General features: G+C 66.2%; 14 protein-coding genes. 7 read left to right on the top strand and 7 right to left on the bottom strand.

Annotated features, from left to right (window positions below):
- Nucleotides 1-35: 35 nt before the first annotated feature.
- Together BJD12_RS16495 and BJD12_RS16490 are read right to left on the bottom strand one after the other, a co-directional pair.
- Entirely contained in the window at nt 36-6140 is a 6105-nt protein-coding gene (locus tag BJD12_RS16495) for an ESPR-type extended signal peptide-containing protein (RefSeq protein ID WP_005988209.1), read from the bottom strand.
- 416 nt (nt 6141-6556) lie between these two features.
- The gene (locus BJD12_RS16490) at nt 6557-7066 is read right to left on the bottom strand and encodes a hypothetical protein (protein WP_042827593.1); all 510 of its coding nucleotides are present in this window, start codon (nt 7064-7066) and stop codon (nt 6557-6559) included.
- Nucleotides 7067-7529: 463 nt separating this feature from the next.
- Here BJD12_RS16490 and BJD12_RS24330 point away from each other — a divergent pair, with 463 nt between their 5' ends.
- Entirely contained in the window at nt 7530-7814 is a 285-nt protein-coding gene (locus BJD12_RS24330) for a hypothetical protein (RefSeq protein ID WP_126936624.1), read from the top strand.
- A 197-nt stretch (nt 7815-8011) separates the two neighbouring features.
- Here BJD12_RS24330 and purL read toward each other — a convergent pair whose 3' ends face one another.
- A complete protein-coding gene (gene purL, locus BJD12_RS16485; protein WP_005995954.1) occupies nt 8012-12052 on the bottom strand; it encodes a phosphoribosylformylglycinamidine synthase in 4041 nt (1346 codons plus the stop codon).
- Between the two features lie 515 nt (nt 12053-12567).
- Nucleotides 12568-13371, bottom strand: coding sequence for a DsbC family protein (locus tag BJD12_RS16475; RefSeq protein WP_005995955.1), 804 nt, complete (start codon nt 13369-13371; stop codon nt 12568-12570).
- Between the two features lie 588 nt (nt 13372-13959).
- Here BJD12_RS16475 and xerD point away from each other — a divergent pair.
- On the top strand, nt 13960-14931 hold the full coding sequence (gene xerD / locus BJD12_RS16470; protein ID WP_039425027.1) for a site-specific tyrosine recombinase XerD: 972 nt from the start codon (nt 13960-13962) through the stop codon (nt 14929-14931).
- 370 nt (nt 14932-15301) lie between these two features.
- Nucleotides 15302-15763, top strand: a complete 462-nt coding sequence (locus BJD12_RS16465) for an RDD family protein (protein ID WP_005995957.1) — start codon at nt 15302-15304, stop codon at nt 15761-15763.
- 130 nt (nt 15764-15893) lie between these two features.
- On the opposite strand, the gene BJD12_RS16460 is transcribed toward BJD12_RS16465, so the two are convergent.
- From BJD12_RS16460 to lptF, 3 genes are read right to left on the bottom strand one after another with little or no spacing between them, the layout of a single operon-like run.
- The gene (locus tag BJD12_RS16460; RefSeq protein WP_005995959.1) at nt 15894-16193 is read right to left on the bottom strand and encodes a hypothetical protein; all 300 of its coding nucleotides are present in this window, start codon (nt 16191-16193) and stop codon (nt 15894-15896) included.
- Between the two features lie 5 nt (nt 16194-16198).
- A complete protein-coding gene (gene lptG, locus BJD12_RS16455; protein ID WP_005995961.1) occupies nt 16199-17305 on the bottom strand; it encodes an LPS export ABC transporter permease LptG in 1107 nt (368 codons plus the stop codon).
- Nucleotides 17302-18384 carry an LPS export ABC transporter permease LptF gene (gene lptF, locus BJD12_RS16450; RefSeq protein WP_005995963.1) on the bottom strand — a complete coding sequence of 361 codons (1083 nt, stop codon included), beginning with the start codon at nt 18382-18384 and terminating at the stop codon, nt 17302-17304. The genes lptG and lptF overlap by 4 nt, the downstream gene beginning before the upstream one ends.
- Before the next feature lie 107 nt (nt 18385-18491).
- On the opposite strand from lptF, the gene BJD12_RS16445 reads away from it, so the two are divergent.
- From BJD12_RS16445 to BJD12_RS16430, 4 genes are all read left to right on the top strand, one after another.
- Nucleotides 18492-19964, top strand: coding sequence for a leucyl aminopeptidase (locus BJD12_RS16445; RefSeq protein ID WP_005995965.1), 1473 nt, complete (start codon nt 18492-18494; stop codon nt 19962-19964).
- Nucleotides 19964-20326 carry a hypothetical protein gene (locus tag BJD12_RS16440; RefSeq protein ID WP_005995967.1) on the top strand — a complete coding sequence of 121 codons (363 nt, stop codon included), beginning with the start codon at nt 19964-19966 and terminating at the stop codon, nt 20324-20326. The genes BJD12_RS16445 and BJD12_RS16440 overlap by 1 nt, the downstream gene beginning before the upstream one ends.
- A gap of 7 nt (nt 20327-20333) precedes the next feature.
- Entirely contained in the window at nt 20334-20759 is a 426-nt protein-coding gene (locus BJD12_RS16435; RefSeq protein ID WP_005995970.1) for a DNA polymerase III subunit chi, read from the top strand.
- Between the two features lie 118 nt (nt 20760-20877).
- The gene (locus tag BJD12_RS16430; protein WP_005995972.1) at nt 20878-23718 is read left to right on the top strand and encodes a valine--tRNA ligase; all 2841 of its coding nucleotides are present in this window, start codon (nt 20878-20880) and stop codon (nt 23716-23718) included.
- Nucleotides 23719-23771: the final 53 nt, after the last annotated feature.

Here is a 23771-nt window from a genome sequence, read left to right as displayed (position 1 = left end):
CCGCCGCGTTTGACTCACTACGGTCCTGTCGGCAGTTACCAGCCGAAACCGGCACCCACGCCGATCGAGCTGTCGTCGCCGCTGAGCGCACCACCCACGGTCAACGTGGCGCGCGGGCTGATCGCACGCTGGTAGCCCACCGACAACGCCGACTCGCCGTTCTGGAAACCGACACCGGCACCGACGCGGTTCTGCGAGGCGATACCAGCCACGCTGGCGGACATGTTCAACATCGCCGAGCTCATGGCGCCCTGACGGTCCAGGCGACGGTTCTGCCGACGCAGACGGTCTTCGATATCGCCCTGGTAGCTTTCGAAGCTATCGGCCATCGCGCTGTAGCGGCTATCGGTGTAGCTGTTGGCGGCGGCAACGCCGCTGTCCAACTGGCCCTTGTTCACCGCGTCGGTGGCGCGCACACCGGCGGCCACATTAGCCACCTGACGCTCGCCGCCCACGCTGCCCACCGACACCGTGTTGGCGCGGTCGGCCACCGAACCCTGACCCAGTGCCACGGCGCCTTGTGCACTGGCACGTGCGCCCTGGCCAATGGCGGTGCCGGAGGCGGCGCTGACCTGCGCACCCTCGCCCATCGCCACCGCATTGGTCGCCACCGCTGCAATCTGCGTGTTGGCACCTACCGCCGTGCTGCCGTCGGCATTGACGCGTGCGTTGCTGCCGATCGCAGTGTCGTTGGGGCCATGCGCATAGGCGCTGCCGCCAATCGCGGTACCGGTGACGTGGTTGGCCACGGCCGCAGTGCCGACGGCCGTCGAGGTCGCTGCCGGCGTGATGCTGCCGACCACCGCTGCCGTCGGGGTGCCCTGCACGCTGGCAGTCGCGGTGGTGGTGCTGACGTTGCTTGCCACATCGCTTGCAGCAGGTGCGGCAACGGCTGGCACCGCAGCGGTACGCAGCGACACACTACGTGCGGCGGTGCTGGCCGTTGCGGTGCCACCACGTGCATCCAGTTCGGTGACCTTTGTATCCAATGCGGTCAGTGCAGCGCCCACGTTGTTGTAGCTGGCGCCCTGAATCACGTAAGTCGGTGCAACGAACACGCCTTGCGCACCGATCGCCGCACCACCACCCAGGAAGCTGGCGGCGTTGCTGAGCGACTGGAACAACTGACCTCCGTTGATCGCATCGGTGCTGGCATCGGCAATCGCGCCGGCGCCCACGTTGACGATGCGACGCGTCGCCGGACCACCGCGGCCATTGCCGCTACCCACCGACACTGTATTGGCGTCGTAGGTACGCGAGCCCGAGCCCAACGCCACCGAATCGGCACCGCTGGCACCTGCATTCGCACCCAAGGCCACTGCATTGCTGCCGCTTTCGCGCACGAAGGAGTTGTAGCCCAGTGCCACGCCGTTTTCGCCGATGGAATTGGTCTGACGGCCCATCGCCGTGCTGTTCACGCCGCTGGCGCTGCTGTCCACACCCATCGCGCTGGCGCCGGTGGCCGACGCGCTGCTGCCGGAGGCAATGGCGACGCTGCGTGCGCCGCTGGCGGCAGCACCGGAGCCGGCAGCCGTGCTGCGCTCGCCGGATGCCGTGGCCACTGCATCGCCGGTGGTCTTGAACTTGCTGCTGGTGTTCTGCACATCGGCCGACACCGCATCCAGCTGACCCTTGTTGACCGCATCGGTTGCGGTCTGGCCATCGCTGACATTGACAATGCGACGCGTTGCGGGACCACCGCGACCGTTGCCGCTACCGATAGACACGGTGTCGGCTTCGTAGGTGCGCGAGCCAGAGCCCAGGGCCACCGAATCGGCACCGGTCGCGCCGGCGTTGGCACCCAGAGCCACACCGTTGACCGCGCTCTGGCGAACAAACGAGTTGTAGCCCACCGAAACTGCATTTTCGCCGATCACATTGACCTGGCGGCCGACACCGGTGCTGTTGACGCCGGTGGCCGACGCATCCACGCCGATCACGCTGGCGCCGACCGCATCGGCGCGGCTGTTGCCGCCCAGTGCCAGCGTGTTGTTTGCCAACGCCGCAGCGCTTTGACCCAGCGCAGTGGCGTTGGTGCCGTCCGCGTACGAGTTCCAACCGATGGCGGTGGTGTAGTCCGCGGTGGCCCACGCACCTGCACCGAAGGCGGCTGCGCCGGTTCCAGAAGCACGCGCCGGAATGAAGCCGAAGAACGTGCTGCCGCCGACGGCAACGCTTTCGTCGCCGGTGGCTTCGCTGAACTCACCCACGGCCACTGCGCTGGCGCCGGAGGCCAGCGATGCAGCACCGACGGCGGTGCTGTAGTCGCTGGATGCCACCGCGCCGTAACCCAGTGCCGACGACAGCCGGCCGCTGGATTCGCTGTAGCCGCCAAATGCCGCGCTACCGACGTTGGACGCCGCGCTGCGGAAGCCCGCAGCGGTGGCCTGATTGTCCGATGCCACTGCCTCGCTGCCGAGCGCAGTGGTGTAGGTCGAAATCGCCTGTGCACCCGCACCGTTTGCCGTGGCACCGATATCGCTGGCCAGCGCATTGCTGCCGACCGCGCTGCTGCTTTCGGCGATTGCCTGGGCATTGTTGCCCACCGCCGCTGCGCCGGTTCCGCTCGCCACAGCACTGACGCCGACCGCAGTCGCGTTGTCGGCAACCGCCCTCGCGCCTGCGCCCAACGCGGTGGTGTCGGTACCGGTGGCAGCGGCGCCCTCGCCTGCGGCCAATGCGTCATCGCCTTCGACGTACGCACCAGCATCGCTGTCATCGCTGCCGCTGGCCTGGAAGTATTTGCTGGTGGCTGCACCGGCTTCGGCAACCGCGTTGAGCTGATCCAGATTTACCGCATCGGTGCCCTGCGTACCGGCTGCCACGTTGGTGATCTGACGCTCGTTGCCGGCGCTGCCGACGGACACCGCAAAGTCGCGGTCGGCCACCGAATCGGCGCCCAGTGCCACGCTGCTTTCACCGGTGGCCTCGGAGAAGTTGCCCAGTGCGGTACTGCTCAGGCCAGGTGCCCAGGCAGCGCCGCCAAGCGCGGTGGAATAGTCGCCAGAGGCTTCTGTCGGCAACAAGCCGAGCAGGGCACCGCCGACCGACACGCTGTTGTAGCCGCTGGCCACACTACCCTGGCCGGCCGCAACGCTGTAGGAGCCGGTCGCGGTCGCGTCGCTGCCCACCGCGAGCGTGCTGGAGCCGCTGGCGGTGCTGAAGTTACCCAGCGCGGTGCTATTGAAACCGCTCGCGGTGGAATACCCACCGACGGCGGTGGCGTAGTTGGCAGTCGCCTGTGCGCCGAAGCCAAGCGCCGCAGCGGTGGTGCCGTCGGCGACGCTTTCTGCACCGATTGCCGTGGCCGATTCGCCGCTGGCGCTCGCGAAGTAACCCATCGCGGTGGATTCGCTGCCCTGCGCTTCGCTCAGCGCACCGACTGCCAGCGCGCCATCGCCATACGCGCCTGCCGCTGCACCGAGCGCGGTGCTCTGCGCGCCGGCCGCTTCGCTCTCGCCACCCACGGCCACGGCGTAGTCGCCGCTGGCCTGGCTGAAGGCGCCGTTGGACACACTGCCGAAGCCGCTGGCTGCCGCGTTGTAACCGGCGGCATTGGCGTACTGCGCTGTTGCGCTGGCGCCGCTGCCGATGGCCACTGCGCCGATGGCAGTGGCATTGCTGCTGGCGCCGAACGCGCTGCTGTAATCCCCTTCGGCGGTGGCATTGGAACCGGCCGCCGTTGCATCTTCACCCTGTGCAACGGCAGTGCCGTCGCCGGTGCCTGCGTACAGGCGCGCGGTGGGTTCGGCAGTGCCGGCCACTGCATTGAGCTGATCCAGATTCACCGCATCGGTGCCTTCGGTACCGGCAGCGACATTGGTGATCTGGCGTTCGCCGCCGACGGTACCCACGGAGACCGTGTTGGCACGGTCGGCAACTGCGTTTACGCCAAGCGCAACGCTGTTGTTCACCGCAACTTGCGCGCCATCGCCGATCGCAACGCTATCGGTGCCTTCGACGAAAGTGTTTGCACCCAATGCAAGCGACTGGTCGCCGTAGGCGTTGGCCTGCGACCCAATCGCAACTGCACGATTGCCGCCGGTGAACGTGGTATTACCGATGGCAACCGATTCAGTACCGCCCGCGCCGACATTGAAACCGACCGCGACGCTGCCATCGCCATTTGCAGTGGTTTCCCCGCCGATGGCCGTGCTGCTATAGCCCCATGCCACGCTGGCAAAACCCAGCGCGGTGGATTCATCGCCATTGGCGATGCTTTCGAAACCGACCGCCGTCGCACCGCGACCGAAGGCCACGCTGGTGCTGCCAAGTGCGGTGCCGTAGAAGCCCGACGCGGTGCTGTCTGCGCCCAGCGCAGTGGCGTAACGATCGCTGGCGATGCTGTTGAAGCCGACCGCCGTTGCGTTGTTGACGTTGGCAACTGCACCGCTGCCCACGGCCGTGGTGTTGATGTCCGATGCAATGCTGCTGGAGCCCAACGCCGTGCTGTAATCGGCAAGGGCAGACGCATTGGACCCTGCCGCAACGCTGTCCACGCCGTCAGCAAGCGCAGCGCCTTCACCGGTGGCGACGAACGTGCGTGCGGTGGTGGATGCGACATCGGAGACGGCGGTGAGCTGATCGAGATTGACCGCGTCGGTGCCTTCGGTACCGGCAGCGACGCTGGTGATCTGGCGCTCTGCGCCGGCTGCGCCAACCGACACCGTGTCGGCGCGCGTGGCGACCGAATTGGCGCCCAGCGCCACCGAGTTGGCGCCGCGTGCGGTGCTGTAATACCCCAGCGCCGTACTCAGCTCGCCGCTGGCCCAGGATTCCGGGCCGACTGCCGTGGCGCCTTCGCCAGGTGCGTAGGCGAAGTAGCCCACTGCGGTGGCTTCGGTTCCCGATGCATCGCTCAGCGTGCCGACGGCAGTGGTGTAGGCGCCAGATGCGATCGCACCGGCGCCCAGCGCGGTGGCGGCTTCGCCGCTGGCCTGGGTCTGCACGAAGGCGCCCAGCCCGGGGATCAGATCCACCGGGCCGCCCACGGCCGTGCTGCTGGTGCCGCTGGCGCTGGTCTGGGTGCCCACCGCGGTGGCGTAATCGCCTGCCGCATTGGCTACCGCACCGAACGCGGAAGACTGCGCACCGGCGGCATACGCGCCGACGCCGAACGAGGACGCCGCGAAGCCATCGGCATTGGCGCTGGCACCGACTGCGGTCCCGCCAACGCCGGCGCTGGTGGCACCGGTGGTGACCGGCACGCCGCCGTTGGTGACCAACGGCTGGCCGTCTTCGTCGACCGCAGCGCCGCCCACGGCCACGCTGGCCGGGCCATTGGCCTGCGCGTTATGGCCGAACGCAGCGCTGTTCTGGCCGGAGGCGAGCGCGTTGGCACCGACGGCTGTCGCGTTCTCGGCGACGGCATTGGCGCCGGTGCCGAGCGCGGTGGTTGCGGTACCGACCGCATTGGCGGCATCGCCTGCGGCCAGTGCGCTATCGCCTTCGACATAGGCGCCGACGTTGTCGTCACCCGGGCTTGCCTTGAAGAACAGCGCGGTGTCTTCGGCCACATCGGCCACGTCGCGCAACTGCGCCACGTTGACCGCATCGGTGGCGTTGATGCCGGCACCGACATTGGTGATGCGACGCGTTGCCGGGCCACCGCGACCATTGCCGCTACCGACCGACACCACGTCGTCTTCGTGGGTGCGCGAGCCTGCGCCCAGCGCGACCGAATTGGCACCGGTGACGCCGGCATTGGCGCCCAGCGCCACGCCGTTGACGCCGGCCTGGCGCACGAAGCTGTTGTAGCCGATGGCCACGGCGTTTTCGCCGATGGCATTGGTCTGGCGACCGATCGCGCTGCTGTTTACGCCGCTGGCGCTGCTATCGGCACCGGTGGCGACCGCGCCGGTGGCGCTGGCCGTGCTGCCGGCACCGATAGCGGTCGCCTTGGCGGCCGGTGCGGAGGCACCGCGGCCGACTTCGACCGATTGCGCGCTGGCGGGGAGCGGTGTGACGAATCCGGCACCACCCAGTGCCAGGGTGATGGCGGCAGCCAATGCCAGGCTTTGGCGGCGGTCGATGAGCGAGGCTGGAGCTGCGGCTCCGGGGCTGTCACCGCTGGCCAATTCCGAGGCCACGGCCCACACACCCAATGATTTGTTCCAGACCTTGCGATAAATCCGATTCATCGACGCACGACTCCTGAGTTGTTGGACTGGTTTTTGGCGAGCGCCCACCCTTGGAAGGCCTTGCGGCCAAGCGATTGCCAGTGGTTGCTCGCGCTATGGGCCTTGCGGCGATGGGCGGCTTGCGCCTGCACCGTGGATAGTCAAAAAGTGAACGCTACCCAACCATATAACTGCGCGAAGTGTTAACACTCGTCAAATCAGGCGTCAAGTTTTTGACAGAAAGCGAAGAGAAGAGTGCTTTACGTCACACTTCTGCTTGCTTTTATTAGATTTTTGATAATTCTTTGGAAAACAGCGACCTAGATCATGTCTCTCAAGACATTCGAAAGCTGAATAGCCGTGTCCGTTGTGGACAAAAAAACCCACTGACGAGACGCCAGCGGGCTTGATTGCGCAAAAACGCAGCAGAAAGGACGTCAACAGGCGGGCCAGCGCCCCGCTTGCCAGCAATTGCTGCCTGGACGGCGTGCCAGGGTGGGTACCAAGCCCGGATGCGCCAAGGAAATGACGATCACTGCAGGTGCCGGTGGCAGGCGTCGACGCATTGGCGCGCCCACAGGCTTACGCGATCGAAGCCGGGGCCCTGCGGTGGTCAGCAGATCAACTGCCTTGGCGCCGCCACCGATCGCGGTGGAGGCAACTCCGGCAACGTGGCTGGTTGGCTCGCTGCTGCCGACGACAGAGCCGAACTCGTCGTGGTCGTGCGCCGTTGCAACGCCGCCAGCCACCACCGCAGGCGTGCCGATCGCTACCGCGTCGCGTCCAACTGCGGTCGCATCGCGCTCCAATGCCGGGCTGCCGGCTCCCAGCGCGATGGCGCGATCGGCAAGCGCCTTACTTGCCGTCCCCATGGCGATCGCATTGCGCCCGCCCACGAATGGAGGCCGGTCGGCATTGTCTTCGGCCGGCATCGCCGTATTCGGCATGTACGTCGACGCCGCAGCATGGGCAACCAGAACCTGTCGACGCACCTACGGCCGCCAGCGACTGCGCACACAGACGCTGACCATCGACCATGCTGCAGGGCTTTGTTGCGCCACGCGTCTGCGCCACGCCAGTGGCTGTGGTGCCACTACCCGCCAGCGTCATGCAGATGGCAGCTGCCAGCCCACTACCCGCATGCGGACCGCGCCGCACCTGCACGTTCGAGATAATCGGCTAATGCTTCGCCTTTACCGCAGAGGAAATGCCCCTCGGCATTGTCGATACCCTTCATTCCACACTTACTCCCCGTGATGGCCTGGCGTGTGAGGAGCGAGCACTGCACGCCTGATTGGCGTGCAGTCCCGTGAGATTTTTATCGAGCGCAACAACTTTCCTTCACGGCGCTTGACCGGAAAGAAGCAACCGTGAGTGCGCAACGGATGAGCGACGCGTCTTGAATTCATAATGCTCGATGCATTTTATAAAAAACCGCAACTAAATGGGAAGCGCATCACTCACCAAAAAAAAGGAGTTCCGACCCTACCAACCAGCAATGATAGTTACTGGAAACAAACCTTATTATTCTTATGGCACCTTGTTGCTTTTTGGCAGCCCGGGAGTCAAACCCCGCGCCGCGGCTTATCGATCTACGCGCGACAGCACGGTACGCGAGTCGCGCTGCCGATGAAGCAAGCGCACCAACCGGCACTGCATGGAAAGATGGACCACGGCGCGCCGGTAATCGGCTAGCCGGGGAATTGCACGCGTTTTTCAGCGAACGCCTCATTGCATGGCGATACACGACGTGCGATGCAGTGCAGACGCTTTGCGACGATGTGAGTCCGCACACCGGGACAAAAACAAAAAGGCCGTGTGCATCGCTGCACACGGCCGTCAGGGGGGGGCAGGCAATGCGCTCTCAGCGCACGCGGCTAGCGATCACCGACTCAACCGCACCACACCCGCGCGTTACGGAACATCCGCAGCCACGGCGAATCGTCGCCCCAGTCGGCCGGATGCCAACTCAGGTTCGCCGTGCGCGGCGTGCGCTCGGAATGCGGCATCAGGATGGTGGCGCGGCCATCGGTGCTGGTCAGCCCGGTGATGCCGTCCGGCGACCCGTTCGGGTTGAGCGGGTATTGCGATGCCACCGCACCGTTGCCGTCGATGAAACGCAGCGCCACGCGTGCGGCTGCCTGGTCCACGGCCGTGTCGAACTCCGCACGGCCTTCCCCATGCGCTACTGCCACCGGAATCCGCGAGCCGGCCATGCCGCGCAGGAAGATCGACGGCGACTCCACCACTTCCAGCAGCGCGGTACGCGCTTCGAACTGCTCGCTGCGATTGCGCAGGAAGCGCGGCCAGTGCCCGGCACCTGGAATGATGTCCTTGAGCTGGCTGAGCATCTGGCAACCATTGCACACACCCAACGCGAACGTATCGCTGCGCGCGAAGAACGCGGCGAATGCATCGTGCAATGCCGCGCGCTCCAGGATCGAGGTGGCCCAGCCACGGCCGGCGCCCAGCACGTCGCCGTAGCTGAAACCGCCACAGGCGGCGAAGCCGGAAAATTGCGCCAGATCCACGCGCCCTTCGATCAGGTCGCTCATGTGCACGTCGAATGCGCTGAAGCCGGCGCGTTCGAAGTTGTAGGCCATTTCGATCTGCCCGTTGACGCCCTGCTCGCGCAGGATCGCCACCTTGGGCCGCGCACCGGTCGCCACGAACGGCGCGGCCACGTCCTCGGACGGGTCGAACACCAACTTGGGACGCAAGCCGGGCGCCTGGAAATCGCGCGCCAGCGCGCGCTCTTCGTCGGCACTGTCCGGGTTGTCGCGCAGCTTCTGCATGGCGTGGGTCACCGACCACCAGGCATCGAACAACTCTTCCCAACGCCATTCCGCCAGCACGCGCCCCTGCCCGCTCACCCGCACGCGCGGCGCGCCGGTGGGACGCGCGATACGTTGCGCGCATTCGGTCAGTGCATGTCGCTCGACCAGATCGGCAAACGCGGCGCGATCTTCGCTGGCGATCTGCACCACTGCACCGAGTTCTTCATTGAACAGGCTGCGGAACGCATCGTCGCCCCACGCATCCAGCGTGATATCCAGGCCCTGACGCGAGGCAAAGGCCATCTCGCACAGCGCCGCAAACGCGCCGCCATCGCTGCGATCGTGATACGCCAGCAGCAACCCGCTCTCGCGCGCATCGCGGATCAATTCGAAGAAACTGCGCAGCCGTTGCGCATCTTCCAGGTCCGGCACTTCGCCGCCGAATGCCGGTAGGGCCGCATCATCGGCATATACCTGCGCTAATACCGAGCCGCCCAGGCGCTGCTTGCCGCCGCCCAGCCCGATCAACCACAACTCGCTTTCTTCGTCGTTGCGCAACAACGGCGTCAGCTGCGTGCGGACATCGCAGACCGGCGCAAAGGCGCTGATGATCAGCGAGACCGGAGAAACGCTTTTCAGCATTTCTCCGGGAATGGGGAATGGGGAATGGGGAATGGTGGAAGCGGAGGGCTGCGGCGTTTCGCCATTCCCAATTCCCGATTCCCCATTCCCGGCAACCCACTGCGCCTGCATCGACAGCGAGTCCTTGCCCACCGGCACGCTCAGCTCCAGCGCCGGGCACAACTCCATGCCGATCGCACGCACGGCGTCGTACAACAGGGCGTCTTCGCCAGCATGACCGGCGGCGGCCATCCAGTTGGCCGACAGCTTGATGCTGTCCAGCGACTGCACCGGCGCGGCACACAGGTTGGTGATCGCCTCACCGACGGCCATGCGTGCGGACGCAGCGGCGTTCAACAGCGCCAGCGGGGTGCGCTCGCCGATCGACATCGCCTCGCCTTCGAAGGTCTCGAAGCCGGCCAAAGTGATCGCGCAATCGGCCAGCGGCAGCTGCCACGGCCCGATCATCTGCTCGCGCGCGGTCAAGCCACCCACGCTGCGGTCGCCGATGGTGACCAGGAAGCTCTTGGACGCCACCGTGGGATGCGCCAGCACCCGCAACCCGGCCTGCTGCAGATCCAGCGTTGCGGTCTGCAACACCGGCCACTGCGGCGCCGGCGGATGCACCGCATCGCGATGCATCTTCGGCGCCTTGCCAAAGAGGACATCCATCGGCAGGTCGATCGGCAGCTGGGAATCGGGAGTGGGGAATGGGGAATGGGGAGAAGCGGCATCGGCAACCGGCAGCGCGCCATTCCCGATTCCCGATTCCCGATTCCCGGCGTCCAGGACGCCGTATCCCACCACCAGCCGCTCCTCGGCCGTGGCCACGCCGACGGCGGCAAACGGGCAGCGCTCGCGAGCGCAAATGTCGGCAAATTCCTGCAGACGCGCCTGCGGCACGCCCAGCACGTAGCGCTCCTGCGATTCGTTGCACCACAGCTCCAGCGGCGACAACGAGGGGTCGTCGCTGAGCACGCGGCCCAGGTCGATGATGCCGCCCACGCCGGAGTCGTGCAGCAACTCGGGGATGGCATTGGACAGCCCGCCCGCGCCCACGTCGTGGAACCAGCGGATCGGGTTGTCGATGCCCAGCGCCACGCAGCGGTCGATGACCTCCTGGCAGCGGCGCTCCATCTCCGGGTTTTCGCGCTGTACGCTGGCGAAATCCAGCGCCTCGGCGCTGTCGCCGGCGGCTACCGAACTGGCGGCACCGCCACCCAGGCCGATCAGCATCGCCGGGCCGCCCAGCACGATCACCGCATCGCCCGGCTGCAGGCGCAGCTTTTCGACCTGGTTGCGATCGATCGCGCCCAGGCCGCCGGCCAGCATGATCGGCTTGTCGTAGGCACGGGTCAGGCCCGGGCCTTCGGCCAGCTCGAAGCTGCGGAAATACCCGAGCAGGTTCGGGCGGCCGAATTCGTTGTTGAACGCGGCGCCGCCGAGCGGGCCATCGAGCATGATGTCCAACGCCGGGGCCATGCGCGGGTTCAGCGCGCGCGGCGCTTCCCACGGCTGCGGAAGGGTCGGAATGCGCAGATGCGAAACGCTGAAACCGGTCAGGCCGGCCTTGGGCTTGCCGCCACGACCGGTGGCGCCTTCGTCGCGGATCTCGCCACCGGCACCGGTGGCCGCACCGGGAAACGGCGCGATCGCGGTCGGGTGGTTATGCGTTTCCACCTTGATGGCGAATGCCGACGGCAGCACCGCTTCGCTGCGGTACTGGCCGGTCACCGGGTCCGGGCGATAGCGCGCGGCCGGCACACCTTCCACCACCGCCGCGTTGTCGCTGTAGGCCGACAAGGTGTTTTGTGGGGTCTGCTGGTGGGTGTGCTTGATCATGCGGAACAGCGAGCGTTCCTGCGGCTTGCCGTCGATGGTCCAGCTGGCGTTGAAGATCTTGTGCCGGCAGTGCTCGGAGTTGGCCTGCGCAAACATCATCAGCTCGACATCGGCCGGGTCGCGCCCCAGTTCGGCGAAGCGCTCGCGCAGGTAGTCGATCTCGTCCTGCGCCAGGGCCAGGCCCAGGTCGCGGTTGGCCTGTTCCAGCCCATCCAGCGGCACGCGCTGCAGATGGCCGGGGTCGGGCACGTTGAACAGGGCTTCGGCCGCTGCGGTCGACCCCAGCAGCGATTGCGTCATCGGGTCGTGCAGCAGCTTGGCTACGGCGGCCTGCATCGCTGCGTCGGCCGGCCAGCCGACCAGATCGATGCGGGTACCGCGCTCCACGCGCTGGATCGGCTGCCCGGCGCCGCGCACCAGTTCGGTGGCCTTGCTCGACCACGGCGACAGCGTGCCCAGACGCGGCACCACGTAGTGCGAGGACGCCTGTTCGTCACGCGGCGCGGGGTCCGCTTGCGCCTGCAGGATCCGCTGCAAGGTAGCCGGATCGGGCGACTGCCCGGCCTCGGCGCGGATGAAATACACGTGCCAGGCGCCGGTGATGCGCAGCGCAGGGACGAGGGTTTGCAGGCGGGTTTCGAGCCGAGCGCGGCGGAACGGCGAAAGGGCGGAAGCGCCCTCGAGGACCATCATGTCCGGGGAACCGTGTCAGAAACGGGGCTGCAGATTGTAACGGAGCCGATGGGTCGGCGTCGGTCGCGCGTGCGGCCGAAGGCAGGCGGCCAGCCAATCAGGCCGACGACCGCCGGCCCACTCTCGTTCGACGCGGCCATCGTGAACGGTGGACGGCCGAGCGAAGCGACCTGGCGACTGGCTGTCTGACCAACGCGTTGGCGATTGGCCGTATGGCTAACGCGCTGGTTGGCAGCGCTCTGCCGTGCCTGTCTTCCTCCGCACCGCCATCGTGGCCCTGCCACTGGCGCAGGCGCGACATCTGGCAGTGGCAACATCTGCGCGCCGGACGCAGCCGATCCACACCACCGCTTGCGCAAGCCGCAGCCGGACGCCACCCGGCCGCTCGATCCAGCCAGCCACGCCATCCCCCAAACGCAAAAGGCCGGAACGCAGACGCATCCCGGCCCTCTAATGAGCGTCCAGCCAGCGAGGGCCAGCGCCGACGCGGCGTCACACGACCGCGTCGATGTGGATCAGCGGCTGCCGCCCGCCGTGGTGACGGCGCGCTTTTCCAGCGCTTCGCGCAGCTGTGCCGGCGGCAGGTAACCGCCGAGCTGGGTGCCGTCCGGCGCAAAGATCGCCGGGGTGCCGTTGACGCCCAGGCGCTGGCCCAGCGTATATTCCATCGACACCGGGTTCTTGCAATCCTTGGAATTCACCGGCTGGCCCGACTTTGCCGCCGTCAAGGCCTGCTTGCGGTCGGCCGCGCACCACACGGCGATCATTTCCTTGTGGTCCTGGCTGCCCAGGCCCATCCGCGGGAAGGCCAGGTATTCGACCGCAATGCCCTGCTTGTTGAGCTCGCCGATCTCGCTGTGCAGCTTGCGGCAGTAGCCGCACTCCACGTCGGTGAACACGGTGACGGTGTACTTGGGATTGGCCGGCGCGAACACGATGCGGTCGGCCTTGGGTACGGTCTCCAGCTGCTTGCGACGGTACGCCAGCAGACCCGGGCTGGCGGCGAACTGCTTGTTCTGGATGTCGAACGGCTGCGCCTGGATCAGGTAACGGCCGTCATCGCTGACATACAGCACTTGCCCACCGACCACCACCTCGCGAAACCCGGGGAACGGCGCGGCGCCGATGTAATCCGGCTTGAAGTCCGGGTCCAGCGCCTTGAGGGCAGCGCCTACGCGCTGATCCACATTGCCGGTTGCAGCCGGGGCGGCAGCGGCAGCTGGCTTGGTGCCGGCGTTGCTTGCCGCAGGCTGCGACGATTGTGCGCAGGCGGTAAGGCTGAGCGCGCCCAGCAGCGCGGCAATGGCAAGACGATACATTCACGCATCCAGTCGAATCGGGGTGACTGGATTCTCGCACAGGGTGGATGAAGCCTGGCAGCGGCCGCGACAGTTTGTTCGCTCACTCGCCGCTGGGTTCGTGGTGCTCCTGGTTCAGACGACCGGCTTGTTGCGCTTGACACAGCCGATGCAGCGTTTTTTGGGGCGTTGGAACGCGTAGGTGGGGCTGGCATCCCGGCGACGGCCGTCGCGCCCGGGTGCGCGGCTACGTGGGTGATCCATGGCGCTGCAAGGTCAGACGTCGGGATTGTTAGGCGTGGCACTGCCAAGTCAGCGCTTAGAGCAGCGGGGTGCAGCGGTTTCCCAACCAACTGCCTCGCACCCGGGCGCGCGCCCTACGCATGCGATCTGGGCAGACATTCGCGTATAGCTGCATGTCGTCCTGCACGTGGTGCGCCACGGCCTGCCAGCCTGCCACCACGCGAGCGGGCAACATCAGGCGCTTTGTGCGACTGGCTTTGGGGCGCCAGACATTGCCCCCGATGCGGCAAGGCACGCGCTCGCCATACGTGGCTGATCACCCACATGGCGCATCGCACTATGCGTGGCACGTTCTATGCTGTGGGGATGCCAGCCAGCAGTCCCGCCGAACGTCGCCAACGTACCCAACAGCTGCCGCCGGTGCAGGCGGCCGATGCCGCCGCCATCGAGCGCTTTCTGGATCGCTTGTGGGCCGAGCAGGGCGTGGCGCGGCAGACGCTGGACAGTTACCGACGGGATCTGGAAGGGCTGGCACGCTGGCGCGATGGTGCCGGCGGCGGCTTGCTGGGTATCGATCGGTCGGTGTTGTTCGATTACCTGCGCTGGCGGACCGAAGCCAGATATTCGCCGCGCAGCAATGCCCGGCTATTGTCGACCTTGCGCGCCTTCTATGGCCTGTGCCTGCGCGATGGCGTGCGCAGCGACGATCCCACCGCCCTGCTCGACCCGCCCCGATTGCCGCGCTCGCTGCCCAAGGCGCTGACCGAAACACAGATCGACGCCTTGCTGGCGGCGCCGGATATCCAGACACCGCTTGGCCTGCGCGACCGCGCCATGCTTGAGTTGATGTACGCAGCCGGCCTGCGCGTCAGCGAGCTGGTGAACCTGCCGGCGGTGGGCGTCAACCTGCGCCAGGGCGTGCTGCGAGTGACCGGCAAGGGCAGCAAGGAACGCCTGGTGCCACTGGGCGAAGAGTCGCAGCATTGGCTGGAGCGCTATCTGCACGAGGCGCGCCCGCTGCTGGCCGATCACAAGGCCGTGGCAGCGGTGGACGGCCAGGTGCCGCTGTTCATCGATGCGGCCCGCCAGCCGCCCAGCCGCCAGCACTTCTGGGCCTTGGTCAAACGTTATGCGGCGGTCGCTGGCATCGACCCGGCAACGGTCAGCCCGCACGGCCTGCGGCACAGTTTTGCGACCCACCTGCTCAACCACGGTGCAGACCTGCGCGCGCTGCAGATGCTGCTGGGCCACAGCTCGCTGTCGACCACCCAGATCTACACGCTGGTGGCGAGGCAGCACCTGCAGAAGCTGCACGCCAAGCATCACCCACGCGGGTAACGAACTTTGCGGGGAGGCCCATCGCGCGCATAAATCCATCTGCGCACACAACCAACGTAGATGCCGCCTTGCCCCTCATCCGGCAAGGGATTTGTGGGGGGCAAACACGGTGCCCGATATGAGGACGCCGTAGACCAGATGCAGCCACTTGCGCATGGCGGCGCAGACGATCTGCTTGCCCTGTTTTGCGCGTGCATGCACACGCTGTTGAGCGTGGTAACCACCGGAGTGTGGCGCATGGCCACCAGCGCCACGTACCGGCCGCAGCCACTTTGCCGTTTCGCATCGCCGGTGTCGCAAGTTGCACCTTCGATATGCCGTTACTGCAGCGCGGCGTTGCCGGATCGCCAGCGCCCGCTATGCTCGCGCCATGACGTCGATCGCCGCATCCGATTCCCCACCGCCGGCCGCCCTGCTGCATTGGCGGCTGCTGTCCATGTGCTACGACGCCTGGCCGGTGCTGGCACTATGGATGCTGATGTCGGCCGGGTTTACGCTGGGCTTCACCCTGGCCGGGCATCCGGCACGCGAAAACATCGCACCATTCAGCGCCTGGCAGTGGCTGCTCTGGCTGTGCTGCTGGATCGCTGCCGGCGTGTACGCCACGCTGAGCTGGCGGCGCGGCGGCCAGACCCTGGGCATGCGCCCGTGGCGGTTGTCGCTGGTCGGGCCGCAAGCCACCTGGCGCGCGCTGTGGATCCGCTATGCGGTGGGCACGCTGTCGCTGGCGTTGGGCGGACTCGGATTCTGGTGGGCGTGGATCGATCGCGATCGTTTGACGTGGCATGACCGCGCCAGCGGCACCCGCCTGCAGCGCACACCGAAGCGCTGAACTGATCAGGCAGGCATTTTGCTGATCGCTAAGGCACGCGGCCCGAGCAAGGCCGTCATGCGAGGCACCCACCAGGCAACCGCTCGCGCGCTAGGCAATTCACATGCATCGAACCGAGACGAGCGCCGGCTCAATTCCTGCGTACCGAAGGGCGCTCGATCAGCCATTGCACGGCATAGCCGAACAAATACAGCACTGCCAGAAACGGCGGAACCAGCAGTAAATAGCCGGTCAACCAGGGCATACCGGTCAACCAGGCATCAGCATTCAGTGCATCAAGCGCGGCGAGCTGTGGTGTCAGCGGCAACTGCAGCAACACAAAATATCCCTTGGGGTCGCCACCAGCGCCGTTGGCCGCCCAGACGCACAACGCAGTCACGGCGACGTATAGCAGGCAAAGCACGGCCCCAAAGACGCTGAACCGACGCATCCGCGTCAACTACTTCGCCGCCGGAACAACCATGCCGACACGCCCAGCATCACCATCGGTGGCAGCGCATAGGCGATGCGGTAATCGAGCTTGAGCGCACCGGCCATACGGCCGAAGAACAGCTGCAGCAGCCAGAAGCCGAGGGCGAACAGGATGCCCAGAAACAGCCGCTTGCCCAGGCCGCCGCTGCGCAGCGAACCGAACGAGAACGGAATCGCTGCCATGCACAGTGCCAATACGTTGAGCGGGTAGAACCAGCGGCTCCAGTACTGGTCTTCGTAATCGCGCGCGTCCAGTCCGTTGCGTCGGCGGTACTCGATGCTCTGTTGCAGCTCGTGTGCGGAAAGATTGCGCGGCTTGGCCAGCCCAGACGCCAACGCCGCCGGGCTCAGCTGCGACTGCCATGGCAGTTCGGGGAAGGTTTCGCGCTGCACCGAGCGGTCCTGGAAAGTATCGCGACGCACCTGGCGCAGCGTCCATCGGCCGTCGCGGTGCTCGGCCACCGATGCGTAGGTCAGCTGTTGCAGCCTGCCGTTGGTATCCAGGTTGTAGAGGCGTACATCGTGCAAGCTCAGCGCGGTGCCGCCATTAGCGAGCAATTTCTCTTCACCGCCAAGCGCATTGAGGAAGGTATTTCCTTCACGCGCCCACAGGCCCGAGTAGCGAGCCATTGCCATGTCGCTGTTGTAGCGAGCACTGGTCTTGAGGGTATCTGCCTGGTTCTGCGCCCAGGGCCCGACGGTCTCGCCGCTGATCACCATGCTGGCGGTCAACAACGCCATCGCCGCCACCACCGAGGCCGACATGCGCTTGCGCGAGACGCCCAGCGCGCGCAAGGCAGTCAGCTCGGAGGTGGCCGCCAGCTGGCCCAGGCCCATCAGGGCGCCGATCACGGCGGCGGTGGGGAACAAGGTGTAGGCGCGACGCGGCACGGTGTAGGCCACAAAGGCCACCGCGTGACCAAAGCTGTAGCTGCCCTGGCCGATATTCTTGGCCTCGCTGGCGAAAGCGTTGACCAGATCCAGGCCCAACAGCACCGCCCAGGTCAGCAGCACGGTGAACAACACCACGCGGCCGACGTACCAATCATGGACCCGCGGGGTGAGCCTCATGCGTCTGCCCTCGGCCGACGCACGCGGCCATCGCGCGCATACGCCCAGACCGCCACCGCCAGCAGCGGCAGCGTCAGCCACCACAGGCCCAGCGCAGCCGGGGTCTTGCCGTTGGCGATCCACTGGGTGCCGACGATCATCAGATTGGTGCCCACCATGTAGGCCAGGAAGGCCAGCATGATCCGGCCGTAACGCTGTTGCCGCGGTGCGCTGCGCGACAGCGGCAAGGTCAGCAGGGCAAAGGCCAGCGCCAGCAGCGGCGGCGCCAGGCGCTCGTGCAGCTGCGCGCGTGCCGCCGGGCGTTCATCGGAGAGTAACTGCGTGGTCCACATCACTTCCGGGTCGTTGGCGTCGTGGGTCCGGGTGCGGTCGGGCAAGGCCACGTCATTGCTGGCGAACTTCATCAAGCGGTAGTCCAGGGTGTCGCCGGCGGCCGGGCCTTCGATGCGGTAGCCATCTTCCAGGCGCAGGTAGCGGTCGGTCTTGCCTTCGAAGAACATCGCGCCACGCTCGGCAGTGACTACGTCGAGGCGGTCGTCCTTCTGCCGCTGCATGAAGACCTTGCCCAGGTTCTTGCCATCTGCGGAGATCGTGGTCAGGTAGACCACGCCGCCGCCGGACAGCGGAGTGAACTTGCCCGACTCCAGGCCGGCCATCAGCACGCTGCGGTTGGCGTCTTCCAGCATGGTCTCGGCGGTGCGGCTGGCCCACGGGCCCAGCCACAGCGAGCACAGCCCGATGATGATCACCACCGGCACCACCAGCATCAGCATCGGCCGCAACATGCGCTTGGGGCCGACGCCGATGGCGGTGATGACCGCCATTTCTGAATCGCGGTACAGCCTTGCCAGCGCCAATAACAGGCCCAGCATCAACGCCAGCGGCAGGATGATCGGCAGATAGGCGACGAATTGCAGGCCCACCTGCGACAGCAGCAAGCGAGCGGGGATGCGGCCGTCGGCAATATTGCCGAGGATATCCACCAGGACGCCGCCGACGCTGACGACCAGCAGCACGATCAAGGTGGCCAGGAAGCTCTGGGTGAAATCGCTAAGCAGATATCGATCGAGCTTCGGCATAGGGTGGGCTTGTTTTAAACTCTCGGATTCGTTCGCGGCGTCGCCAGCCTAGTCAGGTTGGCGTAAACAGCCCGCGATTGTACGGATTTGCCTACGGAATCTGATCAATGGCCCTGCAATTCACCCTGAACCAAGACGCGCCGGCAAGCGCCGCCGTCGACTGCATCGTGGTTGGCGTGTTCGCCGACAAGACCCTTTCGCCCGCTGGCCAGGCACTGGACAGCGCCAGCCAGGGCCGCCTGACGGCCCTGGTGGCACGCGGCGACGTGGTTGCCAAAACCGGCAGCACCACCCTGGTCCACGACCTGCCCGGCGTGACCGCCCCACGCGTGCTGGTGGTCGGGCTGGGCGAGACCGGCAAATTCGGCGTGGCGCCCTACCTCAAGGCCATCGGCGATGCGACCCGCGCGCTGAAGACCGGCGCGGTCGGCACCGCCCTGCTCACCCTGACCGAACTCGCCGTCAAGGCCCGCGACGCGGCCTGGAATATCCGTCAGGCAGTCATCGTCAGCGACCATGCGGCCTATCGCTACACTGCCACGCTGGGCAAGAAGAAGGTCGACGAGACCGGCCTGACCACCCTGGCGATCGCCGGCGACGATGCCCGCGCGCTGGCCGTGGGCATCGCCACCGCCGAGGGCGTGGAGTTCGCCCGCGAGCTGGGCAACCTGCCGCCGAACTACTGCACCCCGGCCTACCTGGCCGACACCGCGGCCGCATTCGCCGGCAAGTACACCGGCGCCGAGGCCGAGATCCTGGACGAGGCGCAGATGGAGTCGCTGGGCATGGGCTCGCTGTTGTCGGTGGCGCGCGGCTCTGCCAACCGTCCACGGCTGATCGTGCTGAAGTGGAACGGCGGCGGCGACGCGCGCCCGTATGTGCTGGTCGGCAAGGGCATCACCTTCGATACCGGCGGCGTTAACCTCAAGACGCAGGGCGGCATCGAGGAAATGAAGTACGACATGTGTGGTGGCGCCAACGTCATCGGCACCTTCGTGGCCGCGGTCAAGGCCGAACTGCCGATCAACCTGGTGGTGGTGGTGCCGGCGGTGGAAAACGCCATCGACGGCAATGCCTACCGCCCCTCGGACGTGATCACCAGCATGTCCGGCAAGACCATCGAGGTCGGCAATACCGACGCCGAAGGTCGCCTGATCCTGTGCGATGCGCTGACCTACGCCGAGCGCTTCAACCCCGAAGCGCTGGTGGATGTGGCCACGCTGACCGGTGCCTGCATGGTGGCCCTGGGCCACCAGACCGCCGGCCTGATGAGCAAGCACGATGACCTGGCCAACGAGCTGCTGGCCGCAGGCGAGCACGTGTTCGACCGCGCCTGGCGCCTGCCGCTGTGGGACGAGTACCAGGGCCTGCTGGATTCCACCTTCGCCGACGTCTACAACATCGGCGGTCGCTGGGGCGGCGCAATCACCGCCGGCTGCTTCCTGTCGCGCTTCACCGAAAACCAGCGCTGGGCGCATCTGGACATCGCCGGCGTGGCCAGCGACGAAGGCAAGCGCGGCATGGCCACCGGTCGCCCGGTGGGTCTGCTGACCCAGTGGTTGCTGGATCGCGCCGCCTGATGTCGCCACGCGCTGCATTGGCCCTGATCGCCGGGTTCACCCTGGCGGACGGGGCCACCAGCGCGCTGCCTGGCTGGACCGGCCCTGCCAACGATCTGCTGCGATTTGCGGTATTGCTGGTGCTGATCTTCGTGTGGCTGGCGGCCGACAGCCGCCGGCAGGGCTTCCGCCGACCGATGTGGATCAACATCGGGATGGTGCTGGCCTGGCTGGTGTTCATCCCCATCTATCTGTATCGCTCGCGGCCGGTGGGCCGGCGCCTGCGCGCAATGGGCGGGTTCGTGCTGGCGATATTGGCTTCCGGCCTGCTGTTCATGCTCGGCGTGTTCATCGCTGAATCCGTTTTCCCTCCCGTTTCGTGACCTTCCCATGCCCCGTGCCGACTTTTACCTGATCGCCAAGCCGCGCTTCCTCGACGAACCGCTGCGGCTGGTCTGCGAGCTGGCGCGCAAGGCCAACGACGCCAACCTGTCCACGCTGATCCTGGCGCGCGATGCCGCGCAGGCAGAGGCGCTGGACGACCTGTTGTGGGCGTTCGACGACGAAGCCTACGTGCCGCACCAGATCGCCGGCACCGATGAGGAAGACGAACTGGCGCCGGTACTGATCGCCACGCCCGAGTTCGCCGCGCCCTCGAGACCGCTAGTGATCAACCTGCGCGACGACCCCTACCTGGGCGCCTGCGACCGCGTGCTGGAAGTGGTGCCCGCCGACCCCGCCGCCCGCGAACCACTGCGTGAACGCTGGAAACAGTACAAGGCCCTGGGCCTGGAACTGACCAAATACGACATGTGAATCGGGAATCGAGAATGGGGAATGGGGAGTCGAAACTTGGCTCCCTCCCATTGGACCGTCACCGATCAGCACCCCCGCTCTACCCATTCCCTATTCCCGACTCCCCATTCCCCGCCTTATGACCACCCTCGCCTCCAGCTACGACCCGTCCTCCTTCGAATCGCGCCTGTACGCGCAGTGGGAGGCGGCCGGTTATTTCGTGCCGTCCGGCAAGGGTGAGCCTTACACCGTGCTGCTGCCGCCGCCGAACGTGACTGGCACGCTGCACATGGGCCATGCGTTTCAGCAGACGCTGATGGATGCGCTGGTGCGCTACCACCGCATGCGCGGTTTCGACACGCTGTGGCAGGTAGGCACCGACCACGCCGGCATCGCTACCGAGATGGTGGTGTCGCGCAATCTGGCTCTGGAAGGCAACGGCGAAACGCGCGACTCGCTCGGGCGCGAAGGGTTCATCGCCAAAGTCTGGGAATGGAAGGCGCAGTCCGGCGACACGATCGAGCGCCAGATGCGTCGCCTGGGCACCTCCAGCGACTGGTCGCGCAGCACCTTCACCATGGACCCGCAACCGTCGGCCGCGGTCAACGAAGCCTTTGTGCGCTGGTACGAGCAGGGCCTGATCTATCGCGGCCAGCGGCTGGTCAACTGGGACCCGGTGCTGAAGACCGCCATTTCCGACCTGGAAGTGGAAAACGTCGAAGAAGACGGCTTTTTGTGGTCGATCCGCTACCCGCTGGCCGATGGCGCGACCTACGAGCACGTCGAGCACGATGCAGACGGCGTCGAGACCCTGCGCGAAACCCGCGATTACCTGGTGGTGGCCACCACGCGCCCGGAAACCATGCTGGGCGACACCGCCGTGATGGTGCACCCGGACGATGCGCGCTACGCGACGCTTCACAACGCACGCATCGTACTGCCACTGACCGGCCGCCAGGTCCCGGTGATCACCGACGACTATGTCGATCGCGCCTTCGGCACCGGCGTGGTCAAGGTCACGCCTGCGCATGATTTCAACGACTACCAGGTGGGTGTGCGGCACGACTTGCCGCTGATCAACCTGTTCACCGTCACCGCCACCATCAACGACAACGCACCGGAGCGCTACCGCGGCCTGGATCGCTACGACGCACGCAAGCTGGTGCTGTCGGAGTTGGAGGAGTTGGGCCTATTGGTTGAGACCAAGCCGCACAAACTGCAAGTGCCGCGCGGCGACCGCACCGGTCAGGTGATCGAGCCGTATCTCACCGACCAGTGGTTCGTCAAAATGGACGCACTGGCCAAGCGCGGCCTGGAGCTGGTGGAAAGCGGCCAGATCCAGTTCGTGCCGCCGAACTGGATCAACACCTATCGCCACTGGATGGAAAACATCCAGGATTGGTGCATCAGCCGCCAGCTGTGGTGGGGCCATCGCATTCCGGCGTGGTTCGACGAGGCCGGCAAGTGCTACGTCGGCCACGACGAAGCCGAGGTGCGCGCCAAGCACGGTTTGGGTGCGCAGATCGCCTTGCATCAGGACAGCGACGTGCTGGAGACCTGGTTCTCCTCGCAACTGTGGCCGTTCTCCACGCTGGGCTGGCCGGACGCCGATGCGATGGCCGAGCGCGGTTTCGCGCGCTACCTACCGTCGTCGGTGCTGGTCACCGGCTTCGACATCATCTTCTTCTGGGTGGCGCGCATGATCATGGCCACCGACAGCTTCACCGGCCAGGTGCCGTTCCGCGATGTCTACATCACCGGCCTGATCCGCGATGCGCAGGGCCAGAAGATGTCCAAGTCCAAGGGCAATGTGCTCGATCCGCTGGACATCATCGACGGCATCAGCATCGAAGATCTGGTGGCCAAGCGCACCACCGGGCTGATGAAGCCCAAGGATGCGCCAAAGATCGAGAAAGCCACGCGTCGCGAATTCCCCGATGGCATCATCGCCCACGGCGCCGATGCGCTGCGCTTCACCATCGCCGCACTCGCCACGCATGGCCGCGACATCAAGTTCGACCTGGGCCGCGCCGAGGGCTACAAGAATTTCTGCAACAAGCTGTGGAACGCCACGCGCTTCGTGTTGATGAACACCGAAGGCGCGCGCTTCACCGGCGTGCCGCAACCGCGTACCGAAGCGGAGAAGTGGATCCTGGCGCGGCTGGACAAGGTCACTGCGGAAACGCATGCGCACTACGCCAACTACCGCTTCGACCTGCTGACCCAGGCGTTGTACGAATTTGCCTGGAATGCGTTCTGCGATTGGTTCGTGGAGCTGGCAAAGCCTGCGCTCAACGGTGCAGTGCAGGACAACGACGCTGCGGTCAGCACACGCCACACCCTGCTGTACGTGCTCGAATCGTTGCTGCGCCTGCTGCACCCGCTCACCCCGTTCGTCACCGAGGAGCTGTGGCAACAGGTCGCTCCCCGCCTGGGCATCACGGCGGCAACGATCTCTCTGCAGACGTTCCCGCAGGTCGGCGATGTGGAGACCAGCAGCTATGCCAGCGCAGAGACCGATGTCGAATGGCTCAAGTCGATGGTGTCGGCATTGCGTCGCGTGCGCAGCGAGCTGAACGTACCGCCGTCCAAGCAGGTGCAGCTGTTGCTGCAGGCCGGCACCGCCGAGGACCGCACGCGCGTATCGCGCTTCGCATCGCAGCTGTCGTTTCTGCTGAAGCTGGACACCATCGACTGGCTGGACGCCGGCCATGACACCCCGCCGGCAGCGACCGCCATCGTGGGCGAGCTGACGCTGCTGGTGCCGCTGGAAGGCCTGGTCGATATGGAGGCCGAGCGCACCCGCCTGGACAAGGAGATCAAGCGCGTGGAAAGCGAAATCGGCAAGTGCAACGGCAAACTCGGCAATGCCACCTTCGTGCAGAACGCACCGGCGGCAGTCGTTGAGCAGGAGCGTGCGCGTTTGAACGACTGGACCGTGCAATTGACGGGCCTGCGGGAACAACGCGCCAAGATCTGACGCAGCGGATCGTCTCGGTGCGCCACAACTGCACGGTCACGCACCGTGCAAGC

This window comes from Xanthomonas vesicatoria ATCC 35937 (assembly GCF_001908725.1).
In the GTDB taxonomy this organism is placed as follows: Bacteria; Pseudomonadota; Gammaproteobacteria; order Xanthomonadales; family Xanthomonadaceae; genus Xanthomonas; species Xanthomonas vesicatoria.
Note: the sequence above shows the minus strand (reverse complement) of the source record. Positions and strands in the feature narration are given on the sequence as shown.